The sequence below is a fragment of the Holdemania sp. Marseille-P2844 genome (assembly GCF_900120005.1).
GTDB lineage: Bacteria > Bacillota_I > Bacilli_A > Erysipelotrichales > Erysipelotrichaceae > Holdemania.
This window is the reverse complement of sequence record NZ_LT635449.1, coordinates 72,348-93,598: the sequence shown is the minus strand read 5'-3', so window position 1 is coordinate 93,598 and position 21,251 is coordinate 72,348. Positions and strand designations below refer to the sequence as shown.

The following is a 21,251-nucleotide window of genomic DNA, read 5'->3' as shown; positions in this document are numbered from 1 at the left end:
GTAAACTATTTATAAATTATAAAGAGCGGAGAACGAATGTCAAGAAAAACTGTCTGTGCTTGTTGACAAAGCTGTTGATTTGTCAAAAAAACCGCTGGGATTTAGCGGTTTTGGCGTTGTGCAAGCGGGATGTAATCGGCTAAGTCACCGACGTATTTGCCGGCTGGCCGAACGATCTTGTCGCAATACAGCTTGTTTTCAATGTTGTGGGCAAGCCAGCCGACCATCCGGCTGGCGGCGAACAGCGGCGAGTAACAATCTTCCGGGATGTCCAGCATGGAATAAACCAGCCCGCTGTAAAAGTCGATGTTGCTGCTGACATGAATCCCTTTGCGGCGCAAGATGACCTGCTTCGCCAATTCTTCAGTGCGGCGGTAGAACTGATATAAGCGGGAACGGTTTTTCTCCTGCGCCAGAATTTCAATCTGCGCTTTTAAGATTTCGCTGCGCGGATCGGAAAGGGTGTAGACGGCATGCCCCATGCCGTAGATCAAGCCTTTGCCGTCGAAGAACTGCTTATTCATGATCTGTTCTAAAATCCGGGTGATCTGTGCGTCGCTGGCGTCCAGCCCCAGCTGCTTCAGCATTGCGTCCATCATCCGCCGGGCGGAGATGTTCGCTCCGCCATGGCGCGGACCCTTCAGCGAGCCGACGGAAGCCGCCATCGCGGAATAAATATCCGTACCGGTGGAAGCGACGACGATATTGGTAAATGTGGAATTGTTGCCGGAGCCATGATCGGCGTGCAGCACCATCATCAGATCCAGAATCTTCGCTTCCTGCGGGGTGAACTGTTGATCGGGTCTTAATAAGGACAGGATGTTCTCCGCGATCGACAGTTCAGGCTTCACCGGATGGACGATCAGGCTCTTGTTTTCAAAGAAATGCGCTTTTGCGGCCATCGAGTAGCAAAGGATCGCCGGCATTTTCGCCAGGATCGACAACCCCTGGTCCAGCGTGTTGGCAACAGAGATATCGTCGGCCACAGGATCCTCCCCATACAACATCAACAAGGCCTTCTGGATCTGGTTCATTACGTTCATGCTGGGATAACGCAGGATGTTGGTCGCCAGAAAGCCCTCCGGCAGCGTGTAGCGTCCGCGCAGTTCAGCGGTAAACAGATCCAGCTCCGACCGGCTTGGCAGATGGCCGAACAAAATCAGAAAGCACGTTTCCTCATAACCGCAGATCTGATCTTGATCGAGATTCCGGCACAGCTGGGTGATCGGAATCCCCCGATAGTACAGCTCACCGCGATCGTCCACCTTTTTCCCGTCGACCAGCTTGTAGCCGACGACGTCCGCGATCCGGGTCAGACCGATCAAGACGCCGGTGCCGTCTTCATTGCGAAGACCTTTCTTTACGTCATATTTTGTGTATAATTCATTGTCGATTTTATTTTTCGGGATCGATTCCTGGAAGATCTTCTGCAGCTGATTGTTCATGATTTCACCTCAATGGTTCTAGTTTACTACAAAAATGAAAGAAATGACACAAAAAAGAAAACAATTTACTTTTCTGTGTAAAGACTTTCAAAAGCGGAAACGAGCTGATATAATAAAGTCTATGAAAGAAGGGGTTGGATGAAGACACTGGCGGAAAAAATTTTAGCGGCGCATTGCGTGGCGGGTGAGCTGAAGGCGGGCATGCCGATCGAAATCAAGATTGATCAGACGCTGACGCAGGATGCGACGGGGACGATGGCTTATTTACAATTTGAGGCGATGGGATGCGAGCGGGTCAAGACGGAATGCTCAGTGAGCTATGTCGATCACAATACGCTGCAGAACGGCTTTGAAAATGCCGATGATCATCAATATCTGCGCACGGTCGCGGATCGTTACGGCATTCTGTTCTCCCGGCCGGGCAACGGGATCTGTCATCAGGTGCAGTTGGAGCGGTTTGACAAACCGGGCAAGACGCTGCTGGGTTCGGATTCCCATACGCCGACCGCCGGGGCGATGGGAATGATCGCAATCGGCGCGGGCGGACTGGACGTGGCCTGCGCGATGGCGGGTATGCCGTTTTCCTTAACGATGCCGAAGATCGTCAACGTGCGGCTGATCCACCGGCTGCCGCATGGCGTCGGGGCAAAGGATATCATCCTGAAGGTTCTGTCGCTGATGAGCGTCAAAGGCGGCGTCGGCAAGATCCTGGAATATACCGGTGAAGGTCTGCTTGATTTAAGCGTGCCGGAGCGCAGCACGATCTGCAACATGGGCGCGGAGCTGGGCGCGACGACGTCGCTGTTTCCCAGCGATGAGAATACCCGTGAGTTTTTAACCAAGCAGGGCCGTGCCGCTGACTTTATCGAGCTGAAGCCCGATGCGGACGCTGTGTATGACGAAGTGATCGAAATTGACTGCGCCGCGCTGAAACCGCTGGTCGCTTGTCCGCACTCCCCGGATTTAGTCAAGCCGGTCGAGGAGCTGGCGGGGTTGAAGGTCGATCAGGTCGCGATCGGTTCCTGTACGAATTCCTCGTTTACCGATTTGCTGGAGGTGGCCCGGATTCTCAAAGGCAAGACCGTTCATCCGGAAGTTTCACTGGTGATTTCCTTCGGCTCCAAGCAGGTGCTGCGGATGCTCAGCCGCTGCGGGGCGCTGGATGATCTGATCGCGGCGGGAGCGCGGGTGCTGGAAGCGACGTGCGGACCGTGTATCGGAATGGGACAGAGTCCGCAGTCAAACGGCGTCTCGCTGCGCACGTTCAACCGCAACTTCTATGGCCGCAGCGGCACGCTGAGCGCGGGGATCTATCTTGTTTCCCCAGCCACCGCGGCCGCCAGCGCGATCGCCGGCGTTCTGTGCAGCGCGGAAACAATCGACTATGCCAAGCCGGAGATGCCGGACGCTTATCTGATCGACGACACGATGCTGATCCAGCCCAGCTGTGATCCGGCGGTAGAAATAAAACGCGGCCCGAACATTAAGCCGTATCCGGCCAAGGCTCCGTTAGCGGAAACGATTGAAGCGCAGGTCATGATCAAGGTTGGGGATAACATCACAACCGATCACATCATGCCGGCCGGAGCCAAAATTTTGCCATACCGCAGCAACATCGAAAAGATCAGCGAGTTCTGTTACAGCCAGATCGATCCGCAATTCCACGATCGCTGTCTGCAGTATGGGGGCGGGTGGATTATCGCCGGGGAGAACTACGGGCAGGGCAGCTCGCGCGAACATGCCGCGCTGGCGCCGATGTATCTGAAGATTCAGGCGGTAATCGCCAAGAGCTATGCCCGGATTCATCGCCAGAATTTGATCAACGCCGGAATTGTGCCGCTGGTCTTTGAGCATCCGGACGACTATGAGCGAATTGCGATGCTCGATACGCTGGCGCTGGACTGCGGCAAGCTGGCGGAAGGCCAGCCGCTGACGATTACGGACGCGAAGGGCTTCTCCTTCACGGTCCAGCATCATTGCACTGCGCGGGAGCTGGAAATTCTGCGGGCCGGCGGTCTGCTGAACCTGATTAAAATCAAGAACCAGAAAACTGAAGCATAACCTGAAAGCTGACGCAAGTCAGCTTTCTTGATGTTTTCTTCAACTTTGAAATGCTTAGGCCAATGCTTTCATTGGCAGATCGCGCTTATTAACAGAAAAACAAAATTGAACTTCCCGATAAGAAAGCGTATAATCAGACAAGTTCAGAGAAATGGGGGAAGACAATGTTTACCAATCAAAAGTTAAAACAGCTGATCATACCGTTAGTGATCGAACAGATCCTGGCGGTGTTGGTCGGCATGGCAGATATCATGATGGTCAGCAGCGTTTCTGAGGCTGCGGTTTCGGGCGTATCGCTGGTCGATTCGATCAGCATTCTGATCATCAATATCTTTGCGGCGCTGGCCACCGGGGGCGCGGTTGTCGCGGCGCAGTATCTCGGCCGGCGGGAAGAGGAACAGGCGTGCTTCTCCGCGAAGCAGCTGATCTTGTGTACGACGGCGATTTCCGCGGTGATCATGGTGATGTTTCTGATTTTCGGTCATCAGCTGATTTCCCTGATCTTCGGCAAGGTGGATCCGGAGGTGCTTGCCAGTGCGCAGACCTACCTGTTTATCACGTCGATGTCCTATCCGTTTATCGCGTTGTATAATTCCTGCGCGGCGTTATACCGGGCGATGGGCAATTCACGGATTTCAATGGTGACGTCGCTGATCATGAATTCGCTCAATATCGTCGGCAACGCGATTCTGATTTACGGTTTGGGCATGGGCGTGGAAGGTGCGGCGATCCCGACGCTGATTTCGCGGATCGTCTGCGCGGTGCTGATCGTCGTGATGCTCCGGCATCGGCAGGATCAGATCCGTTTGGATTCGTATTTCCATCTGGGCTTTGACTGGACGATGATCAAACGGATCTTACAGATCGGTGTCCCGAACGGATTAGAAAACGGCATGTTTCAGATCGGCAAGATTCTGGTACAGAGCTTAGTCGCGATGTTCGGCACCGCTTCGATCGCGGCCAACGCCGTCGCCAACAACTTCGCGTCGATGGAAGTCATTCCCGCCGCGGCAATCGGTCTGGGCTTGGTCACGGTGGTCGGCCAGTGCGTCGGCGCCGGGAAGATCGAGGAAGCGCGATATTATACGAAGAAGCTGATGAAATGGGCGTATATGGCTTCGATCGCTTTGAACGTCTGCATTCTGCTGGGAGCGAACGTCTTACTGAAGCTGTATAATCTGTCGCCGGAAACGCTGGACATCGCGTTTAAGCTGTTGTTTATCCACGGCTTCTTCGTGATGGTGATCTGGCCGGTTTCCTTCACGCTGCCCAATGCGCTGCGGGCAGCCAACGACGCGCGTTTTACGATGAGCGTTTCTATTGCGTCGATGTGGATCTGCCGGATCGGTCTGAGCTATGTGTTCGGACTGGTTTTCAAGCTGGGCGTTGTCGGTGTCTGGCTGGCGATGATTTGCGACTGGTTTGTGCGTTCCGCTTTCTTTGCGGTCCGCTTCCGCGGCGACCGCTGGACCCGCCGTCAGCTGATCGAAGGCTGAAGCCGGTATCTGAAGTAGGGACAGCCGGGAAAGCGGCAGGAATGTCGTGTGCCCAAAGGACTGTTGGAAGGTTCTCATGCTTCAGCCGATTTTTGACGAGTATCCCAAGCTGGCGCAATTTCAGCTGACGGCGGGGATGGTTGCTCGGCATAAGGGCCGGCAATATTGTCGGATCTGATCACACCGTCAACATTGCTGAAGCGGAATCCTGCTTTTCTGAAAGTCTTTGAGCTTCAGGACGGGATTGGCTGATCGTGATCCGCAGCAAGCTGACGTTTACGATCGGCACGCAGGGCCGCTTAATCGAGCTGATTTATCAAGACCAAGGGGAAATTGAAGAATTCTGACAGAGCGCAGGATTCTTTTCTTTTTCTGTGGTCCGTTTCCTCAGGAATCATTCTAAAAAACTTGAAAATAATTCAATGTTTCGCTACAATGAAGAAAACAGGAAAAAGAAGGGTGGCGATCCCGATGCATGATATCTGGAATCCATGGCATGGCTGCACGAAGATCAGCGAGGGCTGCGAGCATTGTTATATGTATTTTCTCGACCGCCAGCGGGGGCAGGACGGAGCCCAGATCCGGCGGGTTGCAAGTGGCTTCGACATGCCGGTAAAGAAAGACCGGCGCGGATATTATAAGATTCTAAGCGGCGAGCGGGTGCGCGTATGCATGAACTCTGATTTTTTCCTGGCTGAGGCTGACCTCTGGCGAAAGGAAGCCTGGCAGATCATGAAAAAACGTTCGGACGTTATCTTTTTCCTGCTGACAAAACGTCCTGAGCGTGTGGCGGCGTGTCTTCCGGCGGATTGGGGAACGGGTTGGGAAAACATCTTTTTTAATGTGACTGTGGAGAATCAGAAACGGGCGGAATCGCGGATGGACTGGTTATTGAAGCTGCCGTTTCAACATAAAGGGGTGATGTGCGCACCCTTGATCGGTCCTGTCGACTTGTCGCCATGGCTCGCCAGCGGCCAGATCGAACAGGTGATCTGCGGCGGGGAAAATTACGATGGCGCGCGGCCTTGCGATTATCGCTGGGTTCAAGCTCTGGGGGCGCAATGCCGCCGGGCCGGGGTGACTTTTAATTTCATCGAAACCGGCTCGGTTTTTGTCAAAGACGGGAAAACGTACCGCATGCCGTCCAAGCGTCTGCAAAGTGAAATGGCATGGAAATCCGGACTCAGCTTCCGCGGCCGTCCGCAGGTCTTTCATCTGGAAGACGAATATGGCCCAATTCCGCCGGAACGGTTATATCAGCCTTATTTTGGATCCCATTGCCAGCGCTGCGGCGGACAGCTGACCTGCAACGGCTGCACCCACTGCGGGCGCTGTGAGAAAAATCAGACGACGTCAGGACATCCATTGCAGCTTGATCGGATTACCGGAAAGAAGGACTGAACAACGTTAAAAATCGGCGAATTTTCCAAACTGAAGCCGATCTTGATCCGCAAGCTCCGCTGCTGGTTGTCCGGGGACTGGAAGAAAACGGAATGCATCTCAACGGCCCCGATCGTCAAATCATACAGTACGGACTTTGGAATGAAACGGATTCGCAGCGATATCTGACTGAGATTCAGATCCCGGTCCGCAATGAAATTGAAGTTCCTCCTGGCTCAAGAACAGGAGGAATTTTATTTTTCACTTGACTCTCACAACGTGTCAGGGTTTATCGTGAGATCACACGAAAGGAAGGCATCGTGTAGCGCACGTATATCGTCACCCATGACGGCATGCCGATCCTGGCCCTCAAGCCATATTCACCTGGCTTTGACCGTCTGGAAGCGCCGCGGGTGGTCAAACTGGTGTGAGGCGCTGGCAATGAATTTGGAACAATCCGACGAGTTTAACTGAAAAACGAATCTTTTTTTTTATTAAGACCACGGACAGGAAAAGCGCGGCGGCATCAAAAAGAAACTGCCTGAACAGCGTTTTTTTGATCCGGGAAACCAGCGAGGAGAATCCGTTCGCAAATCCTGCCGGAATGGCTTTGGCGCAAACGTTTAGCAAATTCAGTCCGGATTTTGAAAAAGAATGGCAATCGAATACTGTTAACCCTGTGAAAAAGACCTGATTCTTGATCGGCGGGCTGGAACATACACTGTCAAACAGGAGGCGCTGTATGAAAAAGATTGCGGTATTTTTTCTGACGCTGACGTTGTTCTGGACGCCGCTGCACGCGGATGGTTCGTATATTGTGATCAGCGGCAACGACGGCAATGTTCTGGAAGCTGAAAATGAACACGAAGTTCGCTCGATCGCCTCGATCTCAAAAATCATGACCGCGGTGGTCGCGCTGGAAAACGGGGATTACATCGACCAGTGGATTATCGGCGACGAAGTGACGAATGTGACAGGCAGTATGATCTGGATTCAGAAAGGGCAGCAGGTTTCGATGCGTTCGCTGCTTTACGGCATGATGTTAAAGAGCGGCAACGATGCGGCGGTTGCGATCGCCCACCGGGTCGGGGGCGGATCGGTTGAAAAATTCATTCAGATGATGAATGAAAAAGCGGCGGCGCTGGGGATGAAGGATACAGAATTCCATAACCCCAACGGCATGGACGTTGAGGAGGAAGGCAATTATTCCACGGCGTATGATATGGCGCTTTTGATGCAGTACGCGATGACGCTGCCGCAGTTTCGGGAGATCGTTGCGACGCAGTTTTACACAAGCGAATGGGGCTCACGCTGGAAAAATTCCAACAAGCTGCTGAGTAATTTTGAATTCTGTACCGGCGGCAAGACCGGTTTCACCAACAAGGCCGGGGAAACGCTGGTCACCGCAGCGCAGAACGGCGAGCTGGAATACATCGTCGTGACGCTGGCCGTGCCGGACCGCTGGACGTTTCACGAACAAAAGTATCGGAAAGCGATGGAAATGTGCGAGCTGATCACGCTGCAGCCGGCCGGTTCGATCGAACAGGAAGGCTATATCGCTCAGCTGGACCAGCCGTTTGAAGTCGTCGTTAAAAAGGAAGAAGCGGGACAGGGACAGTACACAATGACGCTCGATAAAAGTAAAAATGAGCTGACGCTGTGCTGGACCGATCCTTCGCACACGGTGGTCAAGACACTCCCGGCCGTTAAGCCGCCGCGGAAGTTCTGTTTCTGGAGGTGGTGCGTATGAATCTGATCTGGATCCTGTTGATTCTGGCTTCACTGACGTATGGTCTGTTGACCGGATCAGTCAGTTCTGTGAATCAGGTAATCGTCAACGTCGGCCGCGAGACGCTCGAGCTGGCGCTGCCGTTGGTGGCGGCGACCTGTTTCTGGAGCGGAATTCTCAATATCGCACGGGAGGTCGGTCTGCTGAATATGCTGCAAAAGCTGTTGTCTCCGTTGCTGCGGTTTCTGTTTCCGGATCTGCGCGACGATCCGGAAGCGCTGGGCTACATTGCCGCCAACATTACAATTAATGTATTCGGACTGGGCTCGGCCGCAACGCCCAGCGGCCTTAAGGCGATGGAGTGCATGCAGCGGCACAATCCGGATAAGAAAACCGCCAGCCGTGCGATGGTCACGTTTTTAGTGCTGAACACCGCCGGCGTGACCATCTTGTCAACGACGATCGTTTCGCTGCGCGCGCAGTTCGGCGCGCTGAATCCGACCGATTTCATGCCGCTGGCGATCATTGCGACCAGCTGTGCGTCGATCGGCGGCCTGGCGCTGGATCGGTGGGTGAATTACCGTGGAAAGTAGCCTGTATATTCTGCCGATCTTAATCCTTTTGATCTTCGCGTTCGCCCTGCTGCGGAAGTTCAACGCCTATGATGCGTTTGTCAGTGGCGCAAAAGAGGGACTGTCGTTGTTTGTCACGCTGTTTCCGAGCTTGCTGGCGATGATGTTTGCGGTGTCGCTGCTGCGGGAAAGCGGGCTGTTTACCGTGATGGCCCGACAGCTGGGCAACGTGTTTCCCGCGATTCCTTCGGATATCTTCGCGCTGGCCTTCTTCCGTCCGATCTCCGGCAGCGCGTCGCTGGCAATTCTCGTTGATATCTTGAAAACGCTGGGACCGGACTCGCTGGCCGGCAAAATGGCAAGCGTCATTCAGGGCTCGACGGATACGACGCTCTATGTCATTACGCTCTATTTCTCCTCGGTGGGGGTGAAGAAAATCAAAAATTCGCTGCCAATCGGTTTGTTTGCGGATGTGATCGGCATTGGTGTAGGTATCTGGCTGACGCTGCAATTCCTTGTTTAACGCCGATTTCTCTGTTCTTTCCCGGTCTTGTCTGGTAAAATAAGAAGGCAAAGGATGGAGATAAACGATGGATCGATTACAAAAAATTATTGCGGCCAGCGGTCTGACCTCCCGGCGCAAGGCAGAAGAATGGATTCTGCAGGGACGCGTCAAGGTCGACGGACAGGTCGTAACGGAGCTGGGTGTAAAACCGCGCAAAGGGGCTTTGATCGAAGTTGACGGCAAAGCCATCGCGCGTGAAGATAAAGTCTATTATGTCATGAACAAGCCGAAGAAGGTGCTGTGTACGCTCAATGACGAGCATGACCGGCGGACGGTTGTGGATTTGATGACGGATGTGCCGCAGCGGGTGTTTCCGGTCGGCCGGCTGGACTACGACACGACCGGCGTACTGATCATGACGAACGACGGAGAATTCGCGAATGAAATTATTCATCCCCGCTATCACATCGCCAAGGTATACGAGGTGACGATCAACGGGATTTTGAAAACGGAAGAAATCAAACAGCTGGAACAGGGCGTCGTGCTGGATGATGGAATCAAGACGCTGCCGGCGAAGCTGTGGGTGACGAACAAGGATTTCGCACATGAACAGACGATGTTTGAATTGACGATTCAGGAAGGCCGCAACCGTCAGATCAAGCGGATGCTGGAAGTCTTTGGCTACGAGGTGCGCCGGCTGCATCGGCGCTCGTTGGGCCCGATCACGGTCCGCGGCTTGAATCCTGGCGAATATCGGCTGATGAAACCGTTTGAGGTTAAGCAGCTGCGCCGGCTGGCGAACGAGGGCCGGCTGAAATAATGCGGTACAGTACATTGTTGTGGGATCTGGACGGCACGCTGTATGATTTTGAAAAAAATCAGGAGCGGTCGCTGCGGCGGATCCTGGAGGAATTCGGCGTAGACGCCAGCGAGGAAAATGTGGCGTGTTATCTGCGGATTAATCATCAGCTGTGGTCGGATTACGAGCAGGGGCTGATCGGCAAGCAGGTGATCGAGGATACCCGCTTTCAGCGGACGTTTGACGAACTGGGCGTTGCCGCCGACGGTCTGGCGGCTTCCCGGGCTTACCGCAAACTGCTGATGCAGGGCTACGATCTGCTTGCGGGCGCGCGTGAAATCATGGAAGCACTGCAGGGAAAAGTGGAAATGGACGTCATCACTAACGGCGACGGTCCGACCCAGCGGCAGCGGTTAGCGGGCGCGGACATGGCGAAGTATTTTACACATCTGTTCATTTCGGATGAGCTAGGTGTGCAGAAGCCGCAGGCGGAATTCTTTGCGCCGGTGCTGCGAACCATCGCGGAAAAAGATCCGCGGCAGATTCTGGTGATCGGCGACTCGCTAAGCTCGGATATCGCCGGCGGTCAGGCGGCGGGATTGGATACTTGTTGGTTCAATCCGAAGCATCTGCCGCTGACGTTAAAGCAACAGCCAACCTGGCAGATCGACGCGCTGGATCAGCTGTTGGAAATCTTATAACGATAAAAAGAGAGTTAACAACGGACTTTGTGTCTGGTTCAAGCCGGCAGAAGTTCGTTTTTTTGTGCGGAAAACAGGACTTTCTGAATCCGGACTTGACCCGGTTCAAGAAATTGGGTAAAGTTTTTTTAAGGATTTAATTTGAATCTCAAGGGGAAAGAAAATCAGTCTTAAGGATCGGGGAAATCATCAGCTGGTTGGATGTGTCTGATGATTTTGCGCATAATGTTAAAAAAACTGACAGATGGAGGGCGGAAACATGGAAATCCAGCAGTTGAAATATTTTGTCAGCGCCGTTGAATATGGCAGTATCGTCAAGGCGTCGCAAGCCTTGTTCATCACCCGGCAGACGATCAGCGCCGCGCTGACGCAGCTGGAAAACGAACTGGGTTTCAGTCTTTTAGAAAGGGGAAAGAACGGCGTCGAATTGACGAATGAGGGACGGCTTTTTTACGATCGGATCGCCCGTCAGTTTGATGAATTCAACCAAATTGAAAAGGAAATGAGGGAGTTTTCCAGTCAGTACCGGCTGCCGATCAAACTGGGGATCGTCAGCTGGGCGGATCAGCGGGAAGTCGCCATTTTTGAAAACTGGATTCAGGAACATCCCGAAGTTCAGGCAGAGATTTTGTTTCTGAGCGGAAAGCAAAGCAACGCGATGCTCAAACAGGGCCAGCTGCATTTCTGTCTGACAACCATGCCCAGCGAGGCCAATCTGGACTTTACCAGCGAACAAGTCGCGGAATATCCGCTGATGCTTGCCGTGCATAAAGCCAATCCTTTAGCGCAGAAGACCGTCGTCACCGCGCAGGATTTTCACACCCAGACGATTCTGACGACGACGCTGGGCTATGGCAAGCTGGAATATACCGGTCAGAAATGGATGCCGTTTGAGTTTGAGCAGCGCCAGATCTGCTCGGAAGATCCGCTCTACCTGTATTCGCTGTTGGCGATTAACCGCGGGGTTATGGCCTGCCATGGGCAGAATACGCTGATCAATCAGATGCGGGATATCCGCCTGATTCCTTTTTCCGATGGTTTTACCTTCCCTTATTTTCTGCGGACGTCCTCCGCGACGATGCGGAAACGCCAATATGACGAGGTAGCCCGGGAATTGATCCGCTACCTGAAACAAAATTTATGAACTGATAAATTCGGATGACAGACACTGGTTGTTTTTGCTTCTGTTTCTTTTTTTGCGAGCTTGATAAAATATTATCAAAAAGGAGAGAAAGAAATGAAAGAATATTCACGCAGAGAGTTCATCAAAGGCGCTGCGGCCGGCGCTGCCGGATTAGCCGGCTTATCGCTCATCAGCGGCTGCGGCACGACGCCCGCCGCTGCCCCTCAGAATCAAGAACTGAGCTGGGATCAGGAAACGGACATCATTGTTGTCGGAACGGGCACGGTGATTACCGCCGCGATTGCGGCTTGTGAAATGGGGATTACTTCGATTACCGTATTGGAGAAGGATGAAAATATCTTCGGCGGCACTTCGACTACCTCCGGGGGCGGTTATGCGCTGCCGGGATTCCTGAATGATTTTAAGGAAGAAAACAACGGCGACAGCCGGGAGAAATGTCTGTCCTACATGCAGGCCGTCGGCGAGGACCGGATGAGCCTGACGGTAATGGAATCATTTGTTGATCACGCTCAGGAATATTGCGACTGGACAAAACAGACACTGGGGTGGTCGCGGTTTATCCATTCCGGCGCGCATAATGATTATTACGACCGCTACCCTGACAGCATCGTCGTCGGACGCGGTTCGGCATTTCCGTTGGACGCGGACAACCAGATGATGATGGCCGGCGCACAATGGAAGCAATATCGGGAATATGTTGAAACGCATGATCAAATTCAGCTGATGATGGGCACTGCGGCAGAGGAGCTGATCGCCGATGAGAACCACAAGGTCATCGGTCTGGTGGCGCGGCAGGGCGAAAAAACGCTGCGGATCAAAGCGAATAAGGGTGTGATTTTAGGCACCGGCGGATTTGACTACAATGAAGCGATGCGCCGGAATCATCTGTCCTTCCCGTTGTATCGTTCCTGTTCCAGTCCTAACAACACCGGCGACGGTCAGAAGATGGGCGCTCGATTGGGCGCACAGCTGGCGCTGATGGACCGTTATCTGGGCGTGCCGTTTGTTTACGACAACCCGGTGTGGAACGAAGGCGACGACCGCAACTACGGAATTATGGCGACGTCCGCGCTGGCGGATTGGGCGTGTTATCTGAAATTTCCGCATGCCATCTGCGTCAATGCCAGAGGCGAACGTTTTGCGGATGAAAGCCGCGAATATGATGTGTTCAGCCGGGCCTTCAGCGCCTACGACACAGGAACGCTGAAGTATGCGAATATTCCGGGATACTTCATTTGCGATGCGGATTATACATCGCAGTTTAAACTGCCGGGCGGGGCAACGATCGACGCGCTGCCGGACTACATCACCCGCTATGACACTCTGGAAGCTCTGGCTGAAGGTATGGGCATCGACAAAGAAGGGTTGTTAAAGCAAGTCGAAGCGTTTAACGGGTATGTGGACGCCGGGGTTGATCCGCAATGGCACCGCGGCGAAAGTGAAAACGCACTGCGGACGCTGCAGTCGAATACTTATGTAGCGCTGCCGGAGGCCGATTTCTCTCAGTTTACGACGCTGACGGCAACCTTGGGGAAAATTGAAAAGGCGCCGTTCTATTGCTGCCGGTATGTGCCGGGAACCTGCGGAACGCGCGGTGGTTTGTTGACCGACGGCAACGCGCAGGTGCTGGATCAGGACAACAACGTGATTGAAGGCTTATATGCCGCGGGCACCTGTTCCACCGGTGTTGCCGGTTATTGGGCAGGGGGAGCCTGCATTTCGCAGGGCTGCGTCATGGCCTATGTTGCGGCAAAGCATTTGGCGGGAAAATAATTGATACCAGTTTGGCGAAAAGAAGCGCTGATGATCTGGAAAAACGGGAAGCAGGAAGACGTTTGATCCTGAAACGAAGGAAAAGAGATCTGAACGTTTAAAAGACAAATTGAAAAACCAGAATAAAAAAAGAAGACTTTGGCAGAGTGAAACCTCTGAGAAGTCTTCTTTTTAATCAGCGAGATCCCCGGCCAGACAATGCGTGTCGCAGTCAAGTTACAGAATGTCCTTTTTAGGCGGAAGCCGGAAGGACAGAAACAGCTTGCCCAAAATCTGATCCCATCCCTGATCCTCCGGCTCGATGATCCGCAGCTGCGTTTCCGTACGCAGATGATCAATGATCAGCATGGTGTTTTCCGGTTGATTTTCAACCTGTAAAAGCAGCACCGTCACCTGAGGACTGACCTCGGCCTGACTTAACAGCGTGCCGCGGATGCAACCCCAGCGCAGCTCATATTTTAACTTCTTTACGACCTCCAGATAGGGCAGGGTTAAGCAGTAACGCGTCGTTTTCATGCGTTTTCTTTCAACAGATCGCCGATCACGGCTTCTTCCGGATCAATATAGATCGTTTTGTAACTGGTCAGCGAGACGAAGCCCGGTTTGGCGCCGGGAACCCGCTTGAGATTTCGGATTGGGCAATAGTTGACCGGGACGCTGCTGGAATAGCGGCCTTTGGAGTAATAGGCTGCCACCATCGCGGCCAGCCGCAGCGTTTCCTCGTCAGGCTGTTCGCAATCCAGCACGACATGCGAACCATGGAAATCCTTGGCATGGAACCACAGGTCGTTTTTGCGCGCCAGCTTGAACGTCAGCGCTTCGTTCTGAAGGTTATTCTTGCCGAAATATAACGTGACGCCGTTTGCCAGAGGGATCGCCGTGATCGCCGGCAGGGCCTTCGCCTTTTTGCGGTTGCGGCGGATTTTCGACTGGATCGGCTTCATGTAGCCTAACGCCGCCAGCTCCTCGCGGATTTCGCGGGCATCTTCAAAATTGGCCAGTTCCAGCTGCTGCTCAAGACCCTCGAAATACTCGATCTCTTTCTCGCACAGGCCGATCTGTTCCAATAAATGCTCCTGACCCTTTTTTCCTTTGTTGTATTTCTGAAAACACTTTTTCGCATTGCCGCGTCCGTCGAAGCGGACGTCCAGATCGATTTTGACCTGCCCGCTCTGATCGAAGGTGGTCAAGGTTGCCGACGGCGTGCCTTTGGGAATATTTTGCCCATACGCATATAACAGATCGCCGTATTCCCGCCACTTTTCGCAATCCAGCGCTTCCTGCATCGCGTCGAGCAGCTTCGGCAGCTTCTGGCGGTAATGCTTGAGCTGCTTGCGGACAAACTTGAACAGATCGCCGGTCATCTGCCGGATGCGGTCTTTTTCTTCCTTATGATAATACAGGACGTCCATGCCCTCCATCAGCGGATATTCCTTGGCCGGCTGTTCATACTGGGTCAGCGGAATCAGATGAAACTGTGTTTCCTTAGGCGTGTTAGTGATGAACAGCGAATCGCTGCTTTCGATCTGCTTCATGATCGCCGGGAAGGTTTCGCCCCGGCGCATCCGCGTTTCGACCTCCCGCCCAAGCAGCGGAGAGAAGCCGTCAAACTGCTGGTGCAGCGGCTGTTGCGGATCGACGGTCTGCGCTGTAAATGGATCCTGTTTCACCGGCTGTTCCGGGAGTGTGAACTGCGCGCCCGGCTGAATCGTTCGCTTGGTGTTTTCAAACGGCGGAATCCGCTTGAGCGCATCGAGAATCCGGTTGTTTTCATCGACGAGGATGACGTTGGCATATTTGCCCATCAATTCAACGTACAGCTTGCGGAAGACCTTATCGCCGATTTCATTGCGCAGCGAAACCTCCATCACAAGCCAGCGATCCAGCCCGCCCTGTTGGACAGAGAGAATTAAGCCGCCCTCCAGATGCTTGCGCAGAAGCATGACGAAATGCGACGGCTCCTCCGGGGTCGGATAGGTGCAGTCGGTGAGATTGATGCGGTTGTATTGCGAATGACAGGAAATCAGTAAATTCTTTTTCTCACGCTGGGTACGCAGGTGAAACAACAGCTCCGTATTGGAGATCTGATGGATTTTATTGATTTTGCAGGGAAGTATTTCCTGAAACTGCCGGCACAGCGCGTGCAGCAGGAGTCCGTCTAAAGCCATGGTGATCAACCTTTCCAAAATGTGTTCCTATTATACCATGATTCTGATAAAATCCCAAACCGGACCGGCCGTGGAATTCGTTGACAATCCTGGGGAAGCTTTGTATTATTAAACCAGGACAAAAGGAGGAAGGAAGCATGAAAAAGGGGTTGCTGATCGTGCTGAGCGGACCGAGCGGAGTCGGGAAGGGGACGATTCTGAAGGAGTTCGTGAATGATCCGGAATTAAACCTGGCGTATTCGGTTTCCATGACGACCCGCAAAATGCGTCCGGGGGAAGTCGAAGGCGTAAATTATAACTTTGTCGACCGGCCGGCCTTTGAACAGGCGATCCGCGAGGGCGAGCTGCTGGAATATGCGGAGTTTGTCGGGAATTATTACGGCACGCCGCTGAAAAACGTCGAAAAGCTGCGCGCTGAGGGGAAGAATGTGCTGCTGGAAATCGAGGTGCAGGGCTGCCAGCAGGTCATGGAGAAATGTCCGGACGCGCTGACGATTTTCATTATCCCGCCGAGCATGGATGAGCTGGAAAAGCGGATCCGCGGGCGGGGAACCGAGCCGGAGGAGATCGTGCAGCAGCGCTTGAGCAAGGCGAGCCGGGAGATGGAGCTGGTCGATCAGTACAAGTTCATCGTCTGCAACGAAGACCCGAAGCTGGCGGCGTCGATCATTTCTTTAATCATAAAACGACACATGGAATAGAGGAACCGAAAGACACGGTTCTTCTTTTATTTTGATCGCCGGCGCATGCAAATTATTTATTCTTTAAGCAATATGACAATTTGATTAAATTATTCAAAAACATCGTGAAAGCGGTTGACACTGAAAGCGAAAATAGCTATCATAAAGTCAGCGTAAAGGGTCATTCGCGGGAGTGATTCTGCGTGAAAGGGAGGTTTCAGTATGGCTGAAGCAAAAGAGTTTTTCTCAGCCGCCAAGCACGCTCTTCAAGAGGTTAAAAACACTCAGAGAGAAGCGGTTTACGAAGCGGCGAAAATGATGGGCGACTGCATGCTGGAAAACGGTCTTGTCCAGTTGTTCGGATTGGGACATGGACTGGCGTTTTCCATGGAACTGGGGTATCGTGCCGGCGGGTTGATGCCGTTCCACCAGATCAAAATGGAGGATTTGCTGCTGCGCGGCGTCGTTTCCCCGGAAGAAGCGAACCAGCCTGATTTCAACGACCGCACGGATTTAGCGGATAAATTGTGGAACATGTACAATATTGACGATCATGACATGTTCATCCTGATTTCCAATCCAGCCAACAACGGCGTCATCGTCGAATTCGCAAAGAAAGTAAAAGAAAAAGGCCGCAAGCTGATTGTTGTGACCTCCAAGGCGGAAGCGGAGACTTCGGTTTCACGTCATCCGTCCGGCAAAAAACTGACTGATTATGCCGATTTGATTCTGGATAATTGTGCGCCGAGCCCGGATATGGTGGTCACGCTGGAAAACGGTCAGAAGATCAACCAGGTCTCGACGGTCACCGGCAACGTGATCGCGCAGATGCTGTGTGCTGAAACGTATCGTTATCTGACCGGACTGGGCCATGACTGCCCGGTTCTGCTGAGCGCCAATGTCAAGGGTGCCGATGTCCATAACCGCGAAATCTCAGACGTATATCTGGGACGCTGGAATTCCTAGGAGGTGCGCTCATGAGAGAAATTAATATGGATTTATTCTATGAAGAAATGCTGAAGGTTGTCGATGTTCTGGAAGGCAAGGAAATGGACAACATCCGCAAGGCTTCCGAGGTTTGCGCTGAAACGATCGCCCAGGGCGGCGTTGTGCATGTCTTTGGTTCTGGTCATTCCGTGGGCTTCGGGATGGAGCTGGCCGGCCGGCCGGGTTCGTTAGTGCCGTTTCATACGATTGTGACCAGCGATTTCGTTCTGCATGGCAAGGTTTCGTTAGCGGAATTTAAGGATCCGGACAACATTTTTGAACGTCGTGCGGATATTGCGGACCGGCTGTATGATTTATACGACATCCGCCCGCAGGACAGCTTTATCATTATATCCAACTCCGGGATTAACGGCGTTGTCATCGACTTTGCGATCAAGGCAAAGCAGGAAGGCCATAAGGTCATCGTTGCGACCAGCTGGCAGCATACCAGTGCGGAAGCCAGCCGTCATCCAAGCGGCAAGAAGCTTTATGAGATGGGCGACGTGGTCATCGACAACTGCGGGCCGCAGGGCGACGCGTTGATTGAAACAGGCAAGATCGAAAAGATCTGTTCGATTTCTTCGATCACCGGCGCGTTTATCGCGCAGTCGATTACGACGGAAACCTGCCGTCTGTTAAGCGAGAGAGGCGTGGAGCTGCCGCTGCTGCTGAGCGAAGACAGCGAAGAAAACCGCAGGCATAACGCAGAATTAAGACAGAAATACGTGGGCCGTATTTAATAAAGGAAAAGGGAGGTACTAAATATGTACAATTTTGAATACATGAACAAGGTCGAAGAACTGCTGCACAAAGTGGATGATACCAACAAGGAAAAAATCCAGGAGCTGGCTGTCAAGTTCGCCGACAACATCAAGAACAATCACATCATCCATGTCTTTGGTACAGGTCATTCGCACATGATCGGCATCGAACTGTTCTGCCGTGCCGGCGGACTGGGCAATGTCAACGCGATTCTGGATCCGGATGCACTGACGAACTTCGGCGCTCGCCGCAGCGGTGCGATGGAAAAGGTTTCCGGTTTGGCGGATGTTATTTTTGATCAGTACAAGATTGACAAAAACGACATCATGATCATCATTTCCAACTCTGGCCGTAACGCGGTTCCGGTTGAAATGGCCATGCGCTGCCAGAAGGAAGGCGTCTACACGATCGCGCTGACGAACCTGCATCAGTCGCAGAACACGACCAGCCGTCATCCAAGCGGCAAGCGTCTGTTTGAATGTGTTGACTGCATTCTGGACAACTGCGTACCTGACGGCGACGCGCTGATGAATGTCGGCGGCGTAGCGACGGGCCCGGGCAGCACGATTTCCAGCATCTTCGTTCTGGATACGATCGTAAACGAAGCGTTAAAGATCCTGGCGGCAGAAGGCTGCGAACTGCCTGTTTTCCAGAGCCAGAACGTCGATGGCTTCAACAACGATGCGATCTACGCGAAGTACGAAGACCGCGTAAAACATTTCTAAGCAATAAGTTAAGGAACTCCGCGGAGTTCCTTTTTTAACAACCTGATTTTCATCACGAATCAAGGAATTGCAGAAGGGCTAGGCCATAGCATTATTTCTAAAATTACGTTACAATATTCCCTAGATACAGAAAGGGATGGCAATATGGTAAATAAACCGATCCTGCAAGGAACGCACAACACCCGCGAGTTAGGGGGCTATCCGCTTAAGGATGGTGGACAGACAAAGAGAAATCGGTTCCTTCGCAGCGATTCTTTATGCGGTTTAACGCTGGAAGACCGGCAAGTTTTAAAGGAAAAAGGATTATCGTTAGTCGTTGATTTACGCTCTGAGTTTGAACAGGAACAAGCGCCGGATCCGAAGCTGGGCGTAGAGCATCTGAGCTTTCCGCTGTTGGACCAGGTGAATTCCGGGATGAGCGCCTCGGGTTTTCCCTCCGATATGGGTCAGGTTTATATCGGCTTACTGGATCACAGTCAGAATACGATAAAAAGAGTATTTGAAGCGATGGCGGACACCGCAGGGTGTATTCTGTTCCATTGCACGGCAGGCAAGGACCGCACAGGCGTTACGGCAATGCTGCTGCTGGACTTGGTCGGGGCAGAGGAAGACCTGATCGTTGAGGATTACGCGGCAACCGCTTTGTATCTGAATCCACATTTGAAGGATCAGCTGGCAATGCTGAAAAAGATGGGAATCAAGGATCCGGACGCCGTTTTGGGATCGCCGAAATCCAACATGATCCGCACATTGGACCATTTGCGGAAAACGTATGGATCGGCTGAAAAATATTTAAGACAGATCGGCCTCAGTGATGCTAAAATAGAAGTATTGAAAGAATCATTGCGGGAAAGGGTGGAGTGAAAATGGATAAGCATACGCAAACGCTGCGGTGGACGCAGATGCTGCAGGCGAAGAAAAAGCTCGAAGACCATCAGTTTCAAGTCGATCTGTTTCCGACACAAAAAGAATGCCTTGAATATTTGAAGGGGCTGCTGAAAGATCAGGTATCGGTCAGCGTTGGCGGGTCCATGACGTTATTTGAAACCGGCATTCTTGATTTTCTGGAAAACAATCAGGACATACAATATCTGGATCGTTATCACAGCGATCATCCGCACGAGATTTATCACGCGGCGCTGTCCTGCGATTATTTTCTGACCAGCACCAACGCCGTTACGATGACAGGTGAATTATACAATGTGGACGGCAATGGAAACCGCGTTGCGGCCATGATTTATGGGCCGGAACACGTGTTGGTCATCGCCGGCGCCAACAAGATCGTCAAGGATCTGCAGGCAGCTCAGGATCGTGTAAAGACCCTTGCGGCTCCGGCCAACTGTGTTCGTTTAAATAAGGATAATCCGTGCACAAAGATCGGGTATTGCGCCGATTGCCAATTACCGACCCGGATTTGTTCCGCCGCGGTTACGCTGCAGCGCAGTCATGTTCCAGGACGCATTCATGTCTTGTTGATCAACGAAGATCTCGGTTACTAATTCAATATTTTTCAGGCGGTCGATTTCGGCCGCTTTTTTATGACAATCCATCCGCATAAAGAAGGCGACAGAAGTTTGTCAGACTGGCTGAGAATCGACCCTTGAAAAGTGGAAACGAAGTCACTTCCTTTCAGTAACGCTATGTGAAAGTAGAAACAATCCCGTTTGTTTCTTGACATTTCCGGGTGAACTTTGTATCCTTTAAACGATTCTTGTCGAAAGGGGAGATCGAATGAACTGGTATGTACTGTTTGTCCGCGGCGGCATGGAAGAAAAAATCCGCGATTTTTTTCTCAGCCAGGGACTGCATGCCTTCATTCCGAAGATGAAGGTCGTCTTCAGAAAACAGGGAATCTCCGAACTCGTCGAAAAGATTATGTTCCCCGGCTATCTGTTCATTGAAAGCGAGCTGGAACAGGCGGCGATGGATGAACAGATTAAAGAACTGCGGATGCAGAAAACGGGAATCGTCAAGCTGCTGAAATTCGATAAAGAAGGAACCCCGGCGCTGCGCAGCGAGGAGAAGGACTATCTCGAGCGGCTGCTGGGCAAAAATAAGGAGCTGGAACACTCCACCGGTCTGATTCAGGGCAATCAGGTCATCATTACCGAAGGCCCGCTGCAAGGCTTCGAGTCGCAGATCGTGAAGATCGACCGGCATAAGCGGAGAGCAGTGCTGGAACTGGAGCTTTGCGGTCAGCCGACGCGCGTCAGCGTTTCGCTGGAAATTGTTCAAAAGATTGATTAAGGGCAGGAGAAATTCCTGTCTTTTACTTTTGTTATGACGAGGATGCTGGTATAATAAAAGACAGTTTTGAAATGGGG

General features: G+C 52.5%; 21 protein-coding genes. 17 read left to right on the top strand and 4 right to left on the bottom strand.

What is annotated here, in order from left to right; all coding sequences use genetic code 11:
• Positions 1-101: 101 nt before the first annotated feature.
• On the bottom strand, positions 102-1,445 hold the full coding sequence (locus BQ7364_RS03155; RefSeq protein ID WP_072683369.1) for a citrate synthase: 1,344 nt from the start codon (positions 1,443-1,445) through the stop codon (positions 102-104).
• A 138-nt stretch (positions 1,446-1,583) separates the two neighbouring features.
• On the opposite strand from BQ7364_RS03155, the gene BQ7364_RS03150 reads away from it, so the two are divergent.
• The 3 genes from BQ7364_RS03150 (at position 1,584) to BQ7364_RS03140 (ending at position 6,403) form a co-directional block, all read left to right on the top strand.
• On the top strand, positions 1,584-3,506 hold the full coding sequence (locus BQ7364_RS03150) for an aconitate hydratase (protein ID WP_072683368.1): 1,923 nt from the start codon (positions 1,584-1,586) through the stop codon (positions 3,504-3,506).
• Positions 3,507-3,670: 164 nt separating this feature from the next.
• Entirely contained in the window at positions 3,671-5,002 is a 1,332-nt protein-coding gene (locus BQ7364_RS03145) for an MATE family efflux transporter (RefSeq protein ID WP_072683367.1), read from the top strand.
• A 435-nt stretch (positions 5,003-5,437) separates the two neighbouring features.
• On the top strand, positions 5,438-6,403 hold the full coding sequence (locus BQ7364_RS03140) for a DUF5131 family protein (protein ID WP_234973143.1): 966 nt from the start codon (positions 5,438-5,440) through the stop codon (positions 6,401-6,403).
• 505 nt (positions 6,404-6,908) lie between these two features.
• Here BQ7364_RS03140 and BQ7364_RS18300 read toward each other — a convergent pair.
• Positions 6,909-7,100: a hypothetical protein gene (locus BQ7364_RS18300; protein ID WP_234973142.1), complete on the bottom strand. Its 192-nt coding sequence runs from the start codon at positions 7,098-7,100 to the stop codon at positions 6,909-6,911.
• Between the two features lie 24 nt (positions 7,101-7,124).
• Here BQ7364_RS18300 and BQ7364_RS03130 point away from each other — a divergent pair, with 24 nt between their 5' ends.
• The 7 genes from BQ7364_RS03130 to BQ7364_RS03100 all read left to right on the top strand — a co-directional run bounded on the left by BQ7364_RS03130 (position 7,125) and on the right by BQ7364_RS03100 (position 13,605).
• Positions 7,125-8,132 (top strand): D-alanyl-D-alanine carboxypeptidase family protein, encoded by a 1,008-nt coding sequence (locus BQ7364_RS03130; protein WP_072683366.1) that lies wholly within the window; start codon positions 7,125-7,127, stop codon positions 8,130-8,132.
• Positions 8,129-8,704: a nucleoside recognition domain-containing protein gene (locus tag BQ7364_RS03125; RefSeq protein WP_072683365.1), complete on the top strand. Its 576-nt coding sequence runs from the start codon at positions 8,129-8,131 to the stop codon at positions 8,702-8,704. The genes BQ7364_RS03130 and BQ7364_RS03125 overlap by 4 nt, the downstream gene beginning before the upstream one ends.
• Complete coding sequence (locus BQ7364_RS03120) at positions 8,694-9,206, top strand: nucleoside recognition domain-containing protein (protein ID WP_072683364.1); 513 nt, start codon at positions 8,694-8,696, stop codon at positions 9,204-9,206. Before BQ7364_RS03125 ends, BQ7364_RS03120 begins: the two co-directional genes overlap by 11 nt.
• A gap of 67 nt (positions 9,207-9,273) precedes the next feature.
• A complete protein-coding gene (locus tag BQ7364_RS03115) occupies positions 9,274-10,008 on the top strand; it encodes a pseudouridine synthase (RefSeq protein WP_072683363.1) in 735 nt (244 codons plus the stop codon).
• Entirely contained in the window at positions 10,008-10,688 is a 681-nt protein-coding gene (locus BQ7364_RS03110; RefSeq protein ID WP_072683362.1) for a YjjG family noncanonical pyrimidine nucleotidase, read from the top strand. Before BQ7364_RS03115 ends, BQ7364_RS03110 begins: the two co-directional genes overlap by 1 nt.
• A 259-nt stretch (positions 10,689-10,947) precedes the next feature.
• Complete coding sequence (locus BQ7364_RS03105) at positions 10,948-11,832, top strand: LysR family transcriptional regulator (protein ID WP_072683361.1); 885 nt, start codon at positions 10,948-10,950, stop codon at positions 11,830-11,832.
• Between the two features lie 93 nt (positions 11,833-11,925).
• A complete protein-coding gene (locus BQ7364_RS03100) occupies positions 11,926-13,605 on the top strand; it encodes an FAD-dependent oxidoreductase (RefSeq protein ID WP_072683360.1) in 1,680 nt (559 codons plus the stop codon).
• Between the two features lie 216 nt (positions 13,606-13,821).
• Here the strand turns inward: BQ7364_RS03100 and BQ7364_RS03095 are convergent, their stop codons facing one another.
• Positions 13,822-14,121, bottom strand: a complete 300-nt coding sequence (locus BQ7364_RS03095) for a hypothetical protein (RefSeq protein WP_072683359.1) — start codon at positions 14,119-14,121, stop codon at positions 13,822-13,824.
• Complete coding sequence (locus BQ7364_RS03090; protein WP_072683358.1) at positions 14,118-15,773, bottom strand: Rqc2 family fibronectin-binding protein; 1,656 nt, start codon at positions 15,771-15,773, stop codon at positions 14,118-14,120. The genes BQ7364_RS03095 and BQ7364_RS03090 overlap by 4 nt, the downstream gene beginning before the upstream one ends.
• Positions 15,774-15,910: 137 nt before the next feature.
• Here BQ7364_RS03090 and gmk point away from each other — a divergent pair, with 137 nt between their 5' ends.
• The 7 genes from gmk (at position 15,911) to loaP (ending at position 21,174) form a co-directional block, all read left to right on the top strand.
• Positions 15,911-16,474 carry a guanylate kinase gene (gene gmk, locus BQ7364_RS03085; RefSeq protein WP_072683357.1) on the top strand — a complete coding sequence of 188 codons (564 nt, stop codon included), beginning with the start codon at positions 15,911-15,913 and terminating at the stop codon, positions 16,472-16,474.
• 201 nt (positions 16,475-16,675) lie between these two features.
• Entirely contained in the window at positions 16,676-17,419 is a 744-nt protein-coding gene (locus BQ7364_RS03080) for a sugar isomerase domain-containing protein (protein ID WP_072683356.1), read from the top strand.
• Between the two features lie 11 nt (positions 17,420-17,430).
• On the top strand, positions 17,431-18,180 hold the full coding sequence (locus BQ7364_RS03075) for a sugar isomerase domain-containing protein (RefSeq protein WP_083538415.1): 750 nt from the start codon (positions 17,431-17,433) through the stop codon (positions 18,178-18,180).
• Positions 18,181-18,204: 24 nt separating this feature from the next.
• Positions 18,205-18,927 (top strand): sugar isomerase domain-containing protein, encoded by a 723-nt coding sequence (locus BQ7364_RS03070; RefSeq protein ID WP_072683355.1) that lies wholly within the window; start codon positions 18,205-18,207, stop codon positions 18,925-18,927.
• Between the two features lie 144 nt (positions 18,928-19,071).
• Positions 19,072-19,791, top strand: a complete 720-nt coding sequence (locus BQ7364_RS03065; protein WP_072683354.1) for a tyrosine-protein phosphatase — start codon at positions 19,072-19,074, stop codon at positions 19,789-19,791.
• A 2-nt stretch (positions 19,792-19,793) separates the two neighbouring features.
• Complete coding sequence (locus BQ7364_RS03060) at positions 19,794-20,426, top strand: lactate utilization protein (protein WP_072683353.1); 633 nt, start codon at positions 19,794-19,796, stop codon at positions 20,424-20,426.
• Between the two features lie 232 nt (positions 20,427-20,658).
• On the top strand, positions 20,659-21,174 hold the full coding sequence (gene loaP, locus BQ7364_RS03055; protein ID WP_072683352.1) for an antiterminator LoaP: 516 nt from the start codon (positions 20,659-20,661) through the stop codon (positions 21,172-21,174).
• Positions 21,175-21,251 lie beyond the last annotated feature (77 nt).

What these genes read in the sequence shown, in the direction of transcription:
- BQ7364_RS03070 (WP_072683355.1), top strand. Translation starts at nt 18,205, where the DNA reads ATGTACAATTTTGAATACATGAACAAGGTCGAAGAACTGCTGCACAAA.
- loaP (WP_072683352.1), top strand. Translation starts at nt 20,659, where the DNA reads ATGAACTGGTATGTACTGTTTGTCCGCGGCGGCATGGAAGAAAAAATC.
- BQ7364_RS03115 (WP_072683363.1), top strand. Translation starts at nt 9,274, where the DNA reads ATGGATCGATTACAAAAAATTATTGCGGCCAGCGGTCTGACCTCCCGG.
- BQ7364_RS03065 (WP_072683354.1), top strand. Translation starts at nt 19,072, where the DNA reads ATGGTAAATAAACCGATCCTGCAAGGAACGCACAACACCCGCGAGTTA.
- BQ7364_RS03125 (WP_072683365.1), top strand. Translation starts at nt 8,129, where the DNA reads ATGAATCTGATCTGGATCCTGTTGATTCTGGCTTCACTGACGTATGGT.
- BQ7364_RS03155 (WP_072683369.1), bottom strand. Translation starts at nt 1,445, where the DNA reads ATGAACAATCAGCTGCAGAAGATCTTCCAGGAATCGATCCCGAAAAAT.
- BQ7364_RS03110 (WP_072683362.1), top strand. Translation starts at nt 10,008, where the DNA reads ATGCGGTACAGTACATTGTTGTGGGATCTGGACGGCACGCTGTATGAT.
- BQ7364_RS03095 (WP_072683359.1), bottom strand. Translation starts at nt 14,121, where the DNA reads ATGAAAACGACGCGTTACTGCTTAACCCTGCCCTATCTGGAGGTCGTA.
- BQ7364_RS03060 (WP_072683353.1), top strand. Translation starts at nt 19,794, where the DNA reads ATGGATAAGCATACGCAAACGCTGCGGTGGACGCAGATGCTGCAGGCG.
- BQ7364_RS18300 (WP_234973142.1), bottom strand. Translation starts at nt 7,100, where the DNA reads ATGTTCCAGCCCGCCGATCAAGAATCAGGTCTTTTTCACAGGGTTAAC.
- gmk (WP_072683357.1), top strand. Translation starts at nt 15,911, where the DNA reads ATGAAAAAGGGGTTGCTGATCGTGCTGAGCGGACCGAGCGGAGTCGGG.
- BQ7364_RS03130 (WP_072683366.1), top strand. Translation starts at nt 7,125, where the DNA reads ATGAAAAAGATTGCGGTATTTTTTCTGACGCTGACGTTGTTCTGGACG.
- BQ7364_RS03100 (WP_072683360.1), top strand. Translation starts at nt 11,926, where the DNA reads ATGAAAGAATATTCACGCAGAGAGTTCATCAAAGGCGCTGCGGCCGGC.
- BQ7364_RS03080 (WP_072683356.1), top strand. Translation starts at nt 16,676, where the DNA reads ATGGCTGAAGCAAAAGAGTTTTTCTCAGCCGCCAAGCACGCTCTTCAA.
- BQ7364_RS03075 (WP_083538415.1), top strand. Translation starts at nt 17,431, where the DNA reads ATGAGAGAAATTAATATGGATTTATTCTATGAAGAAATGCTGAAGGTT.
- BQ7364_RS03090 (WP_072683358.1), bottom strand. Translation starts at nt 15,773, where the DNA reads ATGGCTTTAGACGGACTCCTGCTGCACGCGCTGTGCCGGCAGTTTCAG.
- BQ7364_RS03150 (WP_072683368.1), top strand. Translation starts at nt 1,584, where the DNA reads ATGAAGACACTGGCGGAAAAAATTTTAGCGGCGCATTGCGTGGCGGGT.
- BQ7364_RS03105 (WP_072683361.1), top strand. Translation starts at nt 10,948, where the DNA reads ATGGAAATCCAGCAGTTGAAATATTTTGTCAGCGCCGTTGAATATGGC.
- BQ7364_RS03140 (WP_234973143.1), top strand. Translation starts at nt 5,438, where the DNA reads ATGAAGAAAACAGGAAAAAGAAGGGTGGCGATCCCGATGCATGATATC.
- BQ7364_RS03145 (WP_072683367.1), top strand. Translation starts at nt 3,671, where the DNA reads ATGTTTACCAATCAAAAGTTAAAACAGCTGATCATACCGTTAGTGATC.